Source organism: Candidatus Neomicrothrix sp., assembly GCF_035329545.1.
In the GTDB taxonomy this organism is placed as follows: domain Bacteria; phylum Actinomycetota; class Acidimicrobiia; order Acidimicrobiales; family Microtrichaceae; genus Microthrix; species Microthrix subdominans.
The window spans coordinates 129,752-144,716 of the sequence record NZ_DAOLGP010000005.1 but is presented as its reverse complement, the minus strand read 5'-3'; the positions used below and the strand labels follow the sequence as shown (position 1 = coordinate 144,716).

At 68.5% G+C, this 14,965-nt stretch carries 17 protein-coding genes; 16 read left to right on the top strand and 1 reads right to left on the bottom strand.

What is annotated here, in order from left to right; all coding sequences use genetic code 11:
* Positions 1 to 54 precede the first annotated feature (54 nt).
* A complete protein-coding gene (locus PKD89_RS04825) occupies positions 55 to 309 on the bottom strand; it encodes a DUF7218 family protein (RefSeq protein ID WP_287380068.1) in 255 nt (84 codons plus the stop codon).
* Between the two features lie 189 nt (positions 310 to 498).
* On the opposite strand from PKD89_RS04825, the gene PKD89_RS04820 reads away from it, so the two are divergent.
* The 16 genes from PKD89_RS04820 (at position 499) to guaA (ending at position 14,741) form a co-directional block, all read left to right on the top strand.
* Positions 499 to 741 carry a CsbD family protein gene (locus PKD89_RS04820; RefSeq protein ID WP_287380069.1) on the top strand — a complete coding sequence of 81 codons (243 nt, stop codon included), beginning with the start codon at positions 499 to 501 and terminating at the stop codon, positions 739 to 741.
* 192 nt (positions 742 to 933) lie between these two features.
* On the top strand, positions 934 to 1,455 hold the full coding sequence (locus PKD89_RS04815; RefSeq protein WP_289010673.1) for a DUF3253 domain-containing protein: 522 nt from the start codon (positions 934 to 936) through the stop codon (positions 1,453 to 1,455).
* A gap of 81 nt (positions 1,456 to 1,536) precedes the next feature.
* The gene (locus PKD89_RS04810; RefSeq protein ID WP_287380080.1) at positions 1,537 to 2,382 is read left to right on the top strand and encodes a glycosyltransferase; all 846 of its coding nucleotides are present in this window, start codon (positions 1,537 to 1,539) and stop codon (positions 2,380 to 2,382) included.
* Between the two features lie 5 nt (positions 2,383 to 2,387).
* Positions 2,388 to 3,095, top strand: a complete 708-nt coding sequence (locus PKD89_RS04805) for a PIG-L family deacetylase (protein WP_287390392.1) — start codon at positions 2,388 to 2,390, stop codon at positions 3,093 to 3,095.
* On the top strand, positions 3,092 to 3,994 hold the full coding sequence (locus tag PKD89_RS04800; protein WP_287380084.1) for a hypothetical protein: 903 nt from the start codon (positions 3,092 to 3,094) through the stop codon (positions 3,992 to 3,994). Before PKD89_RS04805 ends, PKD89_RS04800 begins: the two co-directional genes overlap by 4 nt.
* A 1-nt stretch (position 3,995) precedes the next feature.
* Positions 3,996 to 4,577 (top strand): SAM-dependent methyltransferase, encoded by a 582-nt coding sequence (locus PKD89_RS04795; protein WP_287380086.1) that lies wholly within the window; start codon positions 3,996 to 3,998, stop codon positions 4,575 to 4,577.
* 108 nt (positions 4,578 to 4,685) lie between these two features.
* Positions 4,686 to 5,630, top strand: coding sequence for a non-homologous end-joining DNA ligase (gene ligD, locus PKD89_RS04790; RefSeq protein WP_425591230.1), 945 nt, complete (start codon positions 4,686 to 4,688; stop codon positions 5,628 to 5,630).
* A gap of 23 nt (positions 5,631 to 5,653) precedes the next feature.
* Positions 5,654 to 6,772, top strand: a complete 1,119-nt coding sequence (locus tag PKD89_RS04785) for a CHAD domain-containing protein (RefSeq protein WP_287380090.1) — start codon at positions 5,654 to 5,656, stop codon at positions 6,770 to 6,772.
* A gap of 68 nt (positions 6,773 to 6,840) precedes the next feature.
* Positions 6,841 to 7,371: a ribosomal protein S18-alanine N-acetyltransferase gene (gene rimI, locus PKD89_RS04780; RefSeq protein ID WP_287380092.1), complete on the top strand. Its 531-nt coding sequence runs from the start codon at positions 6,841 to 6,843 to the stop codon at positions 7,369 to 7,371.
* Between the two features lie 14 nt (positions 7,372 to 7,385).
* A complete protein-coding gene (gene tsaD, locus PKD89_RS04775) occupies positions 7,386 to 8,423 on the top strand; it encodes a tRNA (adenosine(37)-N6)-threonylcarbamoyltransferase complex transferase subunit TsaD (RefSeq protein WP_287380094.1) in 1,038 nt (345 codons plus the stop codon).
* 135 nt (positions 8,424 to 8,558) lie between these two features.
* A complete protein-coding gene (gene groES / locus PKD89_RS04770) occupies positions 8,559 to 8,849 on the top strand; it encodes a co-chaperone GroES (RefSeq protein ID WP_012223985.1) in 291 nt (96 codons plus the stop codon).
* 33 nt (positions 8,850 to 8,882) lie between these two features.
* Entirely contained in the window at positions 8,883 to 10,523 is a 1,641-nt protein-coding gene (groL, locus tag PKD89_RS04765; RefSeq protein WP_287380096.1) for a chaperonin GroEL, read from the top strand.
* Between the two features lie 141 nt (positions 10,524 to 10,664).
* Positions 10,665 to 11,450 carry a CoA pyrophosphatase gene (locus PKD89_RS04760; protein WP_287390378.1) on the top strand — a complete coding sequence of 262 codons (786 nt, stop codon included), beginning with the start codon at positions 10,665 to 10,667 and terminating at the stop codon, positions 11,448 to 11,450.
* A 68-nt stretch (positions 11,451 to 11,518) separates the two neighbouring features.
* Positions 11,519 to 11,908 carry a hypothetical protein gene (locus tag PKD89_RS04755; protein ID WP_287380100.1) on the top strand — a complete coding sequence of 130 codons (390 nt, stop codon included), beginning with the start codon at positions 11,519 to 11,521 and terminating at the stop codon, positions 11,906 to 11,908.
* A 125-nt stretch (positions 11,909 to 12,033) separates the two neighbouring features.
* Entirely contained in the window at positions 12,034 to 13,167 is a 1,134-nt protein-coding gene (locus tag PKD89_RS04750; protein ID WP_287380101.1) for a GuaB3 family IMP dehydrogenase-related protein, read from the top strand.
* Positions 13,164 to 14,741 (top strand): glutamine-hydrolyzing GMP synthase, encoded by a 1,578-nt coding sequence (gene guaA, locus PKD89_RS04745; protein WP_287380103.1) that lies wholly within the window; start codon positions 13,164 to 13,166, stop codon positions 14,739 to 14,741. The genes PKD89_RS04750 and guaA overlap by 4 nt, the downstream gene beginning before the upstream one ends.
* Positions 14,742 to 14,965: the final 224 nt, after the last annotated feature.

The following is a 14,965-nucleotide window of genomic DNA, read 5'->3' as shown; positions in this document are numbered from 1 at the left end:
ATGGAGAGGAGGCAGATCGGGGCACACCGGGCAGCGAGTCCGGAGCGCAGCGATCTAGTGGTTCCGCAGTGCGTCGATCAGCTCGTCCATAGCCATGCTTGAGCGGCCGTCGATGTGCAGCTCTTGGGCTCGTTCGTACAGGTCGTCTCTGGTCCAGTTGTCGTAGCTCGGCGACTCGCCACCCCGCTTGGCGGCGGTGGTGCGGTCGATGTTGGTGATGCGAGCGGCCTTTTCCTTGCTGGCGCCTTGGTCGCGCAGCGCCTCGTACTGCTCGTCGTCCTTGATGCTGGGCCCGTGGTCCTTGGCCATGTCTCAACTCCTCATGCGGGGGTGGGCAGAGCTTTACCCGAACCGTCGACGGCCTAACCGCAGGTTCACGCCGCCATTCATGCCATTTCCCGGACCCGTCGGAGGCCCGCAGGTGTGGCGGATGCCACGGCTGGTTTAGCTCCACCGTGATCGGGTACTGACAACATCCCCGACACAAAGGAGCCAGACATGGCAGACCACGATGATTCCGCAGCAGAAAAGGGCGCCAAGGGCTTCTTCGAAGACGCCAAGGGCAAGGCCAAAGAGGCCGTTGGCTCGGTCCTCGGCAACGAGGACCTGAAGCACGAGGGTGAGGCCCAGCAGGACAAGGCCGAGGCCCAGCGCGAGGCGGCCGAGAAGCAGGCCGAGGCCCGCAAGGCCGACGCCAAGACCGAGGCTGCCGAGGCCCGCCAGAAGGCCAACCAGGACTGAGGTCCTACACTCGGATCGCCTGTCGGTTCGAGATGTGCCAACGCCGGTCGATCCTTCGGGACCGGCCGGCGTTGTCGCGTCGGCGCAGCGTTCGGGTGAATCGGCTCTTCGACGGGGGAAGCGATGCCGGTTTCCGGCGTTGGACCTCGGGGTAGTGGTCGACGATGGGGCCCATGACCGAGGAGGCACACCGTGACGGCTGAGGCCGCAGCGCAGGTCGACCCCACCGAGGGCGGGCGCCGGATCGTTATCGACGGCCGTCGATGGAGGGCGACGGACCCGTCCATCCCCGAACCGCTTCGCCAAGAACTGGTCAACAACTTGATGGCCGCCCGGCGGGGGGTCGGGTCCGCTCGGCGCGCCGGTGACGACGCTGCAGAGCGACTCGCGAGGGCGCAGGTTGACGACGCCAAATTCGCCCTGGGGGAACGGGGTGAACCCTGGTGGGAACCACCGAGCGAGGGCGGGCGTCGTCGGCGTGCCCGGGCCACCGTTCGTGCGCTGAGCGGAGGACGAGCGCCCGATCGCACGATCTGTCCATCCGACGTGGCACGGGCGATCGGAGGTCCCTCATGGCGGTCGATCCTCGGGATGGTCCGCGACGAGGTGCGCACCCTGGCCTACGACAACGTCGTCGAGGTGAGCCAACGCGGTAAACCGCTCGATCCCGATCGGGCATGGAAAGGGCCGATCAGGATTCGTCGAACCGGGTGACTGCGGACGACCACAGGGCGGCGTCCGACGTGTGTTGAATACGCGGCGTTTCAACGACGCCACCCCGGGTATCGAACGTCGGTGCTGCTGGACAAGCCGGGCCCGACGGACATGTCGACGAAGAACACGGCGGTGAACGACATCGCCCACGTCGTCGTGGTCATTCCGGCCCATGATGAGGCCGCTCGATTGGGGCGCCTGCTGGCATCGATGTCGCTCGCCCGGCGTCGCGTGAGCGAGAAGGTGTCGACGAGTTGCGTGGTGGTGGCCGACGCCTGCACCGACCGCACCGCCGAGGTGGCCCGATGCTTTCTCACCGGCGGGCAGGATGTGCTCGAGGAGGTGGAGGTCAGGTCGGTCGGGCGTGCCCGCCAGCGCGGCGTTGCGTCGGCGATCGAGGGGCACGAGGACCTTCGACGCGTCTGGATTGCCAACACCGACGCCGACACCGTCGTGCCGGACAACTGGTTGACCGCCCAACTGCGCCTCGCCAACAGCGGCTACGACGCGGTCGCCGGCACGGTGACCCTGCTCGAGGACGATGACTGGTGCCCGACGGTGGCGGCGCGTTTTGAACGCGCCTACCGCTGGCCGCCGGGTACACCTCATCCCCATATCCATGGCTGCAATCTGGGGGTGAGGGCCTCGACGTATCTGGAGGTGGGCGGCTGGAGCGAGCGTTGCTCGGCCGAGGACGGGGACCTGTGGCGGAGGCTGAAGACACACGCTCGGGTGCTGTCGTCGGCCGAGAGCCGGGTCGCCACCAGCGCTCGCATGCACGGCCGGGCCCCGGACGGATTTGCCGGCCATCTGGTGAGCCTCGACCAGAGCGCCTTCCCGAGCCGCCAGCCGGCGCACCCATGCGGCTGCCAGGACGTTGATCACGCGGGGTGTCATGAGCTCACCCCAGCGAGGTCGGCATCGTGACCAGAGTGGAGCTTCCCGACCTCGGCCGCTGGGCGCCACAGCGCACCGATGCGCAACGGTGGGAGCCACCTCGGAAGCTCACGGTGGTCGTGGCCCCTCACCCCGACGACGAGACGCTGCTCAGCGGCGGCCTGATCGCCCATCAGGCCAGGGCGGGGGTGCCGGTCATCGTGCTGGCGGTGACCGATGGGGAGGCGGCCTATCCAGGCGACCCGGACGGGCTCGCCCGTCAACGGCGTCGGGAACAGCGCCAGGCGCTGAGAGCCCTGGCGGGCGAGGAGCTGCCCGTCCTCCGCCTGGGACTCCCGGACGGTCGGGTCGAGGACCATCACTCATCTCTCGTCGCCGCCATCGCCGAACACGTGACCGTCGATTCGCTGGTCGTGGCGCCGTGGCGCTTGGACCATCACTGCGACCACGAGGCGGTGGGGCGAGCAGCGCACGAGGCGGCGGGCCGCTGTGGTGCGGCGCTGGCCGAGGGCCTGTTCTGGGCCTGGCACCATCGCCAGCCGCAGGAGATGGTGAGCCGGTTGCGCGAGCTTCCCCTGTCGCGCCGGGAGGTGGAGCGACGGCGCTGCGCGCTGAGCCACCACCACAGCCAGGTCGCCGGCGATGGCGCATCAACCCCGGTGCTGCACTCGGGTGTGCTGGGCCCCTTCGACTGGCCGTCGGAATACTTCATCCTCAGCAACGAAGGAGACGACCCGCTATGACCGTCCGCGCCGACCTCGAAGCGCTGTGCGCGCAACCGATTGCCGATCTGGGGGCGGGCCGCACAGCGGAACGTTGGCTGACCATGTTCGACTGGGCGCTCGGTGGGTCGGTCAGCGTGGCCCGTTTGGCCGAAGCACACGCCGATGCCGTCGCCATCCTGAGGGAGGGAGGCCGGGATCCGGTCAAGGGCGCCATCTACGGGGTATGGGCGTCGGTCGATCCTCGCTACGAGCTGCGCTTGGACGGCTCGGGCACGCTGAGCGGCACGAAATCCTTGTGCTCGGGCCTGGGGATCGTTGACCGTGCGCTGGTCGCTGTGGTGGGGGAACGGGGTGAGCAACTCTTGGTCGACGTTGAGGCGTCGGGTCCGACCGTGATATCGGACGTTACCGGGTGGGCGACCCCGGCAATGTTCGACACGGCGACGGGAACGGTTGGTTACACCCAGCACCCTGTCGAGATCGTGGTCGGGGACGACGCCTGGTATCTCGAGCGGCCCGGGTTTTGGAACGGGGCGATCGGGCCGGCCGCATGCTGGGCGGGCGCCGCTGCGGGGCTTGGTGCGTATGCCGATGCCAAAGCCGTGACCGACCAGCATCAGCTGGTGGCCCGCGGAGTGTTGAGGGCGGAGGCGGCGCTGTGCCAAACGTTGTTGCGCGACGCCGGCCGAGACATCGACGATCACCCGACCGACCAAGTGGCGGCGCGCCGTCGGGCGTACGTGGTGCGCCATCTGGTCGAACGGTCGGCCACTCGTTCGGTGGACGCATTCAGCCGGGCGTTCGGACCGCGCCCGTTCGTTTCCGACGGACACCTGGCTCAACGGGTGAGCGACCTGATGCTCTACGTGCGCCAGCAGCACGGCGACCGGGAATTGGCCGAACTCGGAGGGCTCTGAAGTGGCGACCGACCACGGGCTCTCACACGACCGCCGCTATTTCGACTCGATGTACGGGGCCGACGCCGACCCGTGGGGCTTTGACTCTCGGTTCTATGAGCGTCGCAAGTACGCCCTGACGCTGGCGGCACTCCCTCGGGAGCGTTATGTCCGCGCTGTCGAGCCGGGATGCTCCAACGGGGCTTTCACCGAGCTGTTGGCGCCGCGCTGCGACGAGCTCATCGCCTTTGATTTCGTCGAAGATGCCGTCGAGCGCGCCCGGCGACGGTTGACCGCTTCACCCCACGTCACGCTGGCATGTGCCGAATTCCCCATGTGGTGGCCGGAGGGAACGGGAGACCTGGTCGTGTGGTCCGAGGTGGCCTACTACCTGACCGAGCGAGGTTGTGATGCGGCCGAAGTGGGGTTGGCGGACTGGCTCAGACCGGGAGGCCACCTGGTGGCGGTCCACTACACCGGTCGCACCGACTACCCGCTCGGCGGCGACGAGGCGCATCGTTGGATCGACGGCATCCCGTTCCTCCAAACCTTGTTCGCGGCGGTGGACGAACAGTTCGTGATGCGGGTGTGGGGCCGGGAGTGACCGACGTCGACACGAGCGCAGCAACCACGAGGGACCACCGCACCCGGGATCGCTCTCACCGAGTTCGCGGGGGTGGATGAGGTGGACGATCCCGGTTTTGTCCAGCCGATGCTGGCCACCCCTGCCGAGCGCCCCATCGAGGGCGAGCACTGGGTGTACGAGCGCAAGCTGGACGGTATCCGCCTGATCGCGGTGCGCAACCGCGAAACGGTCAGGCTGTTCACCCGCAATGGCCACGACCGCAGCGCCGCCTACCCCGAGGTGGTCGAGGCGCTGGTCGGTCAGCGCCATGACCGCTTTGTGGCCGACGCCGAGGTGGTGGCCTTCGACGGCGATGCCACCAGCTTCGCCCGACTACAGCGACGCTCGGGCCTGAGCGATCCCGCCCGCATCCGCCACAGCGGGGTTGGCGTGTTCTTGTACCTGTTCGACCTGATGCACCTGGAGGGTCACAGCTGTATCGATCTGGCGCTACGCGACCGCACGAAGCTGCTGAGCGAAGCGTTCGACTTCGACGATCCGCTGCGCCTCAGCGAACACCTCAACGGTGACGACAGCGGCACGGGTCGGCGACTGTTGGCCGACGCATGCGACCGCGGCTGGGAGGGCCTGATCGCCAAGCGGGCCGACTCCCGCTATCGGCCGGGTCGACGGTCGCCCGACTGGCTGAAGCTGAAGTGCGTCGCTCGTCAGGAGTTGGTCATCGGCGGGTTCACCGCACCGAAGGGCACCCGGATGGGGTTGGGAGCGCTGCTGGTCGGCCACATGACCGACGAGGGCCTTGCGTACGCCGGGCGTGTCGGTACGGGCTTTGACGACGCGACGCTGCACCGCCTCTGGAGCCTGCTCAAGGCCCGCAAGCGCTCGACTTCACCCTTCGTCGATGCGCCCGAGAGGAGCGACGTCACTTGGACCGATCCGGACCTGGTGTGCGAGGTGGGGTTCACCGAATGGACCTCGGCGGGCAGGTTGCGCCACCCCCGGTTCCTTGGCCTGCGCGACGATAAGGCGCCAGGCGAAGTGATGCGCGAGTTGCCGGCTTCGGCTCGATAGATTCAGCTGCCGGAGGGGGCTCGATGACTACATATCCCGAGGTATCGGCTGCGGAGTATCGCATCCAGGCCGACGAGAAGTTGGAAGCGGCGGTGCGCCGGATCGCCCACGAGCAGGTCGAGCAGGCGATCGCCCAGCTGCGAGGGATCGATACCCACAACGCCCAAGGGTCGATCCATCAATGTCGAAAGCACATCAAGAAGCTGCGTGGCCTCCTCCGCATGGTGCGGCCGTCGATGGGGCGTGCCTATCGGCCGGCCAACAACACGTTTCGCGATGCGGCCCGGCTTCTGTCGCCCTATCGCGATGCTCATGCGCTGCTCGCCACCTTCGATGACGCCATCGCCGCCGACCCCGAGGGCGTTCCCGCCGGCGGGCTCGGAGTGGCGTGGCGCGAGCTGGTGCGCCGCGCAGACGACTCCACCCGTTCGGTGACCGGCGGTTCGGCCGAGGTGCAGCGCGCCTTGGAGCTCCTCGAGCACGGTGCCGAGGGGATCGATGGGTGGAAGTTGAAGGGCTCCGGCTGGAACGCAGCGGCGGGCGGGGTGATCAAGACCTATCGACGCGGGTTGGTGGCCCTGAGTGCGATCGAGGAAGGAGGGGCGCCCGAACGCTTCCACGAGCTGAGAAAGCGGGCCAAGTACACCTGGTACCACCTGCGGTTGCTCGATGAAACGGCCCCGTCCGTGCTCGCTCCGACAGCCGGGCTGTTTCATGCCCTGACCGATGGGTTGGGCGATGCTCACGACCTGGCGGTGCTGCGGGACATGATGCTCGACGAACCGGACGCCTTCGGGGGGGACCAGATGGTGGCGGCCGCCTTCGCGCTCCTCGATGGCTACCGCTTGACGCTTGAACGGCGAAGCACCGCCCTGGCCGAATTGCTGTATGCGGAAAGTTCCGAGGCGTTCGCCGAGCGTCTCGGGGTCTACTGGAGCCTTCGCAAACGGCCGCCGCACGGCGCCGCAGGTGAGCTGGCCAAGCTGTTCCCGCCCGACGATGCCTGGGAGAAGTGCACCGTCGCCAGGCTTCGCATCGCCGCCCGGAGCGTCGGATTGCCCGGTCGCTCGACGATGCACCGTGACCGGCTGGTGGCGGCGCTGCGTGCCGAAGGCGTCGACCCGGGCGTTTCGTCGGATTGAACCCCGGTCCGGTCGCGATCGGCGCGGAGGTGCCCCGCTGGTGATCGCCGACGTGGGAACCTGGCCGCGTGAGTGAACCCCTGGTCGATGTGTCACCGGATGCCCTTCGGATCCGCCCGATGCGACGCCGGCACCTCTCCTCGGTGCTGCGCATCGAGGAGGCGACCAACGGTCACCCCTGGAGCCGGGAGTTGTTCGCCAACGAGCTCCTCCACCCGAGTTCGCGTCACTATCTGGTGGCGATGGTCGGCCCTCAGGTTGTCGGTTTTGGCGGGCTGATGCAGGTGGCCGACGAAGGCCACATCACGACCATGGCCGTCGATGAGCGGTTTCGACGCCGTTCGATTGGTGCCCGGCTCCTGCTCGGCCTGCTCGGCTTCGCCGCCGAGTCGCAGATCCTCGACGTCACCCTCGAGGTGCGTGCCTCCAACGAACCGGCCCAGACGCTGTATCGCCGGTTCGGATTCGCACCCGAGGGGGTGCGCCCGCGCTACTACCGCTCGCCGACCGAGGATGCACTGATCCTGTGGGTGAGGGGCATCGATCGACCCGCCTACGAGCACAGGCTCGAGCGCGTTCGCGCGACACTGGACCCGTGAGCGAGCAGCGACCAGTGAGCCCCGTGAGCGAGCAGGAAAGACCAACGGGAGCGACGCGGGGCCTGATCCTCGGCATCGAAACCTCCTGTGACGAGACCGCAGCGGCGGTGGTGGCCTTTGGTGAGGACGTGTTGTCCTCGGTCGTGTCCTCCCAGGTGGACCTGCACGCGCGCTTCGGCGGTGTCGTGCCCGAGATCGCCAGCCGGGCCCACCTCGAACTGCTCATCCCGGTCGTCGCCCAGGCGATGGTGGAGGCCGGCGTCTCCGGCGCAGATCTTGACGCGGTGGCGGTCACCCACGGGCCGGGGCTGATCGGCGCGTTGCTCGTCGGATTATCGGGGGCCAAGGGGCTGGCGCTGGCCTGGGACCTGCCGCTGATCGGGGTCAACCACCTCGAGGCCCACCTGTATGCGGCCCAGCTCGAACACGGCAGAATCGCGTTTCCTCAGATGGTGCTGTTGGTGTCCGGCGGACACACCCAACTGGTGGCGGTGGCGGCCCCGGGCGAGTACGAGCTGGTCGGCGGCACGGTGGACGACGCGGCGGGAGAGGCCTTCGACAAGGTGGCCCGCTTCCTTGGTCTGGGGTATCCGGGCGGTCCGGCGATCGAGGAGATCGCCCGCTCGGGCGACCCCCAGGCGATCGACTTTCCGAGGGCGATGGTCCACTCCGGGTTCGACTTCTCGTTCTCCGGGTTGAAGACAGCGGTCATCAACCACGTGAGGCGCTACCCGGAGGCGGCCACCGAGGATGTGGCCGCCTCGTTTCAGGCCGCTGCGGTCGACGTGCTCGCACTGAAGCTGGAGCGGGCGGCCGCCGAGTACGACGTGGCCAGCGTGGCCTTGGCCGGTGGCGTGGCGGCCAACACCCCGCTGCGCCAACGGGTCGCCCTCGACGCCGAGTTGGCCGGGCTCGGGTGTTCGTTGCCCGGTCGCACGTACTGCACCGACAACGCAGCGATGGTCGCTGCTGCCGGCTGGCATCGCTTCCGCAGCGACGGGCCCTCCGGGCTGGACCTACCCGCCGTGCCGGGCCTGCGGCTTCCCGTCTGAGCCCACCACGTCCGCCGGACAACGCCCACGTCGCCGCGGGGACTAGCACTCGCCTCGATCGAGTGCTAGAACTGGCACTCGTCAATCAAGAGTGCCAGCTCCGGAGATGCCGGGGCCGACAAACGGAGGCATTGCATGAAGCTCAAGCCCCTCGAGGACCGGATCGTCGTCAAAGCTGACGACGCCGAAGAGACCACGGCCAGCGGCCTGGTCATTCCCGACACCGCCAAGGAGAAGCCCCAGCAGGGCACGGTCATGGCCGTCGGCCCAGGTCGTATCGGCGACGATAACGACCGCGTCCCCATGGACATTTCGACCGGCGACACCGTCGTCTACTCGAAGTACGGCGGCACCGAGATCACCGTGGACGGTGACGATCTGTTGATCCTGTCCGCACGTGACGTACTCGCCGTCATCGACGCCTGAACCAACGAACACAAGATCTGAGGAGAACAACACATGGCAAAGATTCTGAAGTTTGACGACGAGGCCCGTCGCTCGCTGGAAGCCGGCGTGAACGCGCTGGCCGACGCGGTGAAGGTGACCATCGGCCCCAAGGGCCGCAACGTCGTGCTCGACAAGAAGTTCGGTGCGCCGACCATCACCAACGACGGTGTGTCGATCGCTCGCGAGATCGAGCTCGAGGACCCGTACGAGAACATGGGCGCCCAGCTCGTCAAGGAGGTGGCCACCAAGACCAACGACGTCGCAGGTGACGGCACCACCACCGCCACCGTGCTGGCCCAGGCGCTGGTGCGCGAAGGCATGCGCAACGTGGCCGCCGGCGCCAGCCCGATGGGGCTCAAGCGCGGCATCGAGGCCGGTGTCGAGGCAGCGGTCGCCGGCATTGCCGAGCAGGCCAAGGAGATCGACTCCAAGGGCGAGATCGCCCAGGTTGCCGCCATCTCGGCAGCCGACGCCCAGATCGGTGAGGTCCTCGCCGACGCCATCGACAAGGTGGGCAAGGACGGCGTGGTCACCGTCGAGGAGTCCAACACCTTCGGCATGGAGCTCGACTTCACCGAGGGCATGCAGTTCGACAAGGGCTACCTGTCGCCGTACTTCGTCACCGACCCCGAGCGTCAAGAGGCCGTGCTTGAGGATCCCTACATCCTCTTCGTCAACGGCAAGATCTCCTCGGTGCAGGACATGGTCCCCGTGCTCGAGCGAGTGATGCAGGGCGGTAAGCCGCTCCTGATCGTCGCCGAGGACGTCGAGGGCGAGGCCCTGGCCACCCTGGTCGTCAACAAGATCCGTGGCACGTTCGCCTCGGTGGCCGTCAAGGCTCCCGGCTTCGGTGAGCGCCGCAAGGCGATGCTCCAGGACATGGCCACCCTCACCGGCGGTCAGGTCATCGCCGAAGAGGTCGGCCTCAAGCTGGAGAACACCACCCTCGAGCTGCTGGGCAGCGCCCGCAAGGTGGTCATCACCAAGGATGACACCACCATCGTCGACGGCGCCGGTTCCTCCGAGGACGTCGAAGGCCGCATCACCCAGATCAAGCGTGAGGTCGAAGAGACCGACTCCGACTGGGATCGCGAGAAGCTCCAGGAGCGTCTGGCCAAGCTGGTCGGCGGCGTGGCCGTCGTCAAGGTTGGCGCCGCCACCGAGGTGGAGCTGAAGGAAAAGAAGCACCGCATCGAAGATGCGCTGTCGGCCACCCGCGCCGCCATCGAAGAGGGCATCGTCGCCGGTGGCGGCACCGCCCTGCTGCGTGCCCGCGCCAAGGTCGCCGAGGCGGCCGAGTCGATGGACAGCGATGAGCGCACCGGCGCACTCGCCGTGCACCGTGCACTCGAGGCCCCGACCCGGCTGATCGCCGACAACGCGGGGCTCGAGGGCGCCGTGATGGTTCAGCGTGTGCAGGCCGAGAAGGGCCCGATCGGTCTCAACGCAGCCACCGGTGAGATGGAGGACCTGGTCAAGGCCGGCGTCATCGATCCCGCCAAGGTGACCCGCGCCGCGTTGCAGAACGCAGCGTCGATCGCCGGGCTGCTGCTCACGACCGAGGTCCTCGTTGCCGACAAGCCCGAAGAGGGTGGTGCCGGCGGCGGTGCCCCCGACATGGGCGGCATGGGCGGCATGGGCGGCATGATGTGATCGGTTGACCTTGCCCGTTCTCCGCTTCTGCGGACAACGATCGAGGTCGATGAAATCGGGGAGCGTCCGACATCGGGCGCTCCCCGATTTCGCGTTTTGGGGGAGGTCACGGCATCGGTGGGCCTGGGTAGGCTCGCCGGCGTGAGCCCGGGGCGTACCGCACGACAACAACTGCCCCGGCCGCAACTGTGGACGCCGGGGGCGGCGGCACCGTGGGCGGATCTCGCCCCGGACCGTCGCTCGCTGAGCGCTCGGGCTGTGCGCCGCCGGCTGGGCGACGGCGTGCTTGAACAGGCGCCCGCAGTACCCCCCGCCCACGAGGGCGCGGCGGCCGTGCTGGCGGTTTTGGAGCCCGATGCTCAGGGCGGACTCGAGGTGGTGATCACCCGTCGCGGTGAGCGGATGCGCACCCACCGGGGCGAGCTGAGCCTGCCCGGTGGGGCCCAGGATCCGGGAGAGACGCTGGTTCGAACCGCGCTGCGGGAGGCATCCGAGGAGGTCGGGCTCGCACACGAAGACGTCGACATCGTCGGTCGCCTCTTTCCGCTGAGAACCGCGTCGTCGGGCCGCTGGATCGTGCCCTACGTCGCCCTGGCCAAGAACCGCCCGCCGGTGTGGGCGGCGTCCCCGGTCGAGGTTGAGGAGGTGTTGCACGTGCCCTTGGCCCACCTGGTCACCCCGGGTGTGTTTTGGGAGGAGCGCTGGGACTTCGGGGGCACCTCGTGGCCGATCTCGTTCTTCGACCTCGGACCCGACGTCATCTGGGGTGCGACCGCCGCGATGCTGCGGGACCTCCTCGCCCGGTTGCTCGGCGTGCCGGTCGAACCCCGGCAGGACTCACCGCTGTGGCTGCCGCCGTCCGAAACGCAGCGCCAACCATCAACGCGGCCTCGAACCGACCCGTCCCCGCAGTCGGGCAGGCTGTGAGGTAGTTTCGCTGGTCAGCCGGGTCGGCGGGCTCCGTCCGGCCTACGGCCCACCTGGAGGATGCGACCATGCCGACCCTGACCTTTGAAGGTGAGACCCACGGTGAGATCGTGGTCAAGGTGCGCCGCTGGTTGGCGTCGCTCGAGGGGGACCCCACCGGTCAGCTCTCTCCGGCCGAGGCGATCACCCAGGGTGCGGAGGTGACCAAGGAGGCCCTTCGGGTCATCGCCTCTTCCGCCCCGGGGCCAATCGCCCAGTCCGACCTGATCAAGACGCTCACCACGATGGGGTACAAGGCGACCGACGCATCGGCCGATGCGCTGATGAGCAGCCTGGACGGCATCGAGGAGGCGACGGGCGGCAGCGTGGTGCGCCAGGTCACCGAGGCCGGTCGCAAGGCCGCCTGGGAGATGAACTCCACGATCGCCAAGCAGCTCCTTCGGTCGCTTCGCCCGTAGGCGGCACCGCGCGGCGCCGGTCGGCTGCGGACGACCAGTGCGGTATTTGGCGCAGCGAGTAGGGTCGGAGCCTTTCGGCGGCCGGAGTTGGTGCCGCCATCCCACCCAAACCGGGGAGCGTCCAGGTGAACGAATTGCAGATTGGGATGGGCAAGTCGGCCCGGCGCGGCTACCGGCTGGCCGACCTGTCGATCCAGCCCAGCCGACGCACGAGAACACCGGCGGAGGTCGACACGTCGTGGCAGATCGATGCCTTGCGCTTTGACTCTCCGATCGTCGCCGATCCCTCCGATGGTGTGGTCAGCCCACAAAGCGCCATCGAGATGTCCCGGGCCGGCGCGCTGGGAGTGCTGCACTCCGAGGGCGTGTGGTGCCGTCACGATGACCCGACCGCCGCACTGGCCGATATTGCCGCCGTCGATCCGCTCGAGGACGGGGCCGCCGACCGGGTGCTCACCCGGATTCGTGAGCTCGGTCGTCAGCCGGTGCGACCCGAGCTGATCAAGGAGCGGGTGGCCGAGATGCGCGCCGGCGGGGCCACCGTGGCCTTGGCGGTCACCCCGGGCCGGGTCGAGGGGTCTCTCGACGATCTGCTCGCCGCCGAGCCCGACCTGTTGGTGATCGAAGGCACCGTCGTTTCGGCGGAGCACCTGGCCGACGGCGAGCCGTTGAACCTCAAGCGGGTGCTGCGGCGCTTGGAGGTACCGGCGATCGTCGGCGGGTGCACCTCGTACTCGGCGGCGCTGCACCTGATGCGCACCGGCGCCGCCGGTGTGCTCGTCGGGGTCGGATCCGGCCGTGTCGGGCCCACCCGCGACGTGCTCGGCATCGGGGCGGCCTCGGCCACTGCGATCGCGGATGCCCGCGCCGCTCGCATCCGCCACCTGGACGAGACCGGGGTGTACTGCCACGTCATCGCCCATGGCGGGGTTCGCAATTCGGGAGACCTGGCGGCGGCGGTGTGTTGCGGCGCCGACGCCGTCGTGCTCGGCGACCTGCTTGCTGCAGCCGAGGAGGCGCCGGCCGGCGGTTGGACCTGGGCCCACCGCAGCGACCATCCCACGCTGCCCCGCAGCCGACCCGAACACGTGGCGACCACCGGCACGCTGGCCGAGGTGCTGCACGGCCCCGCGGTCAGCGCCGATGGGACGACCAACCTGGTCGGTGCCCTCGCCCGATCGATGGCTTTCGCCGGGCATGCCACCTGCAAGGACTTCCAGAAGGCCGACCTGCTCGTCGAAGCGGGGCTCGACCGATGAGCATCCCCGAAGCGGTGATCGGCAACGACGAGGTGCTGGTGTTGGACTTCGGCGCCCAGTACGCCCAACTGATCGCACGGCGGGTGCGCGAGACCCGGGTGTACTCCGAGATCGTCGCCCACGACATCTCCGCAGCCGAGCTGGCCGAACGGGCGCCGGCGGCGATCATCCTCTCCGGCGGGCCGAAGTCGGTGCACGTCGACGGCGCGCCCGGGGTCGATCCCGGCATTTTCGACCTGGGCATCCCGATGCTGGGCATCTGTTACGGCGCCCAGCTGATGGCCCGTGACCTTGGCGGCGAGGTCAACAGCTCGGGTCGGAGCGAATACGGCCGAACCGAGCTGACCGTGCATGATCCCGGCGACGAGGGCGGAGCGGCCTCCGAGCTGTTCGCCGACCTGCCGGCCACGCAGACGGTGTGGATGAGCCACTTCGATGCCATCGTGTCGCCGCCCGAGGGATTCGTGGCCACCGCCTCGAGCCCCGGCGCTCCGGTGGCCGCCATGGAAAACGCCGCCCGGTCGATGTGGGCGGTGCAGTATCACCCCGAGGTGGCCCACACCCCGCACGGCCAGCGCATCATCGAACGGTTCGTTCATTCGCTCGCCGGCTGCGGGCATCGCTGGACGATGGCCAACTTCATCGACGAGGCCGCCGCTGCGGTCACGGCCCAGGTGGGCGACGGCCGTGCGATCTGCGGTCTGTCCGGCGGCGTCGACTCGGCGGTGGCCGCCGCGCTGGTTCATCGCGCCATCGGCGATCAGCTCACCTGCGTGTTCGTGGACAACGGGCTGATGCGGGAGGGCGAAGGTGAGCAGGTCGTCGAGACCTTCCGTCGCCATCAGGGCATGGAGCTGATCCATGCCAAGGCGGGGGAGCGCTTCCTCGAGCGGCTGGCCGGGGTGATCGACCCCGAGGCCAAGCGCAAGGCGATCGGCGAGCTGTTCATCCGGGTCTTCGAAGAGGCGCGCGGCGGTGTCGTCGACGCCAGGTTCCTCGTTCAGGGCACCCTGTATCCCGACGTGATCGAGTCGGGCTCGGCCACCGCCGCCACGATCAAGAGCCATCACAACGTGGGCGGCCTCCCGGACGATCTCGACTTCGACCTGGTCGAGCCGCTGCGCAGCCTGTTCAAGGACGAGGTGCGTGAGCTGGGACGGGAACTCGGATTACCCGACGAGATCGTCTGGCGCCAACCGTTCCCGGGACCGGGCCTGGGTGTCCGCATCGTGGGCGAAGTGACGCCCGAGCGGGTCTCACTCGTCCGGGCCGCCGATGCCATCGTGCGGGAGGAACTGCGCATCGCCGGGCTGGAGCGCGAGATCTGGCAGGCGTTCGCCGTGTTGCTCGGCGACGTGAACAGCGTGGGCGTCATGGGCGACGAACGAACCTACGGCAGCCCGATCATCGTGCGAGCGGTCACATCAGAGGACGCGATGACCGCCGACTGGGCCCGGATCCCTGCCGAGGTGCTCGACCGGATCTCCGGTCGGATCATCGCCGAGGTGCCCGGGATCAACCGGGTCGCCTACGACATCACCTCCAAGCCGCCGGCCACGATCGAGTGGGAGTGAGTCGGGCGGCCCAAGCGCCGCGGAAAGCCCCGGGATCGGGCAGCTGGTCGGCCATCGGCTGTGAGCCGGTCGCATGACCGTTGTGTCGCCCGTATGACGTTTCTCACCGATTCACCCGAATCTCGCAACGTGGTTGTAACAAACAGCAACGTTTGGTAATCTTTGTAGCTCATGCGCTGGAACCCCCCTCCCCATGGCCAGATCTCTGCACGCATCCCCTCAGC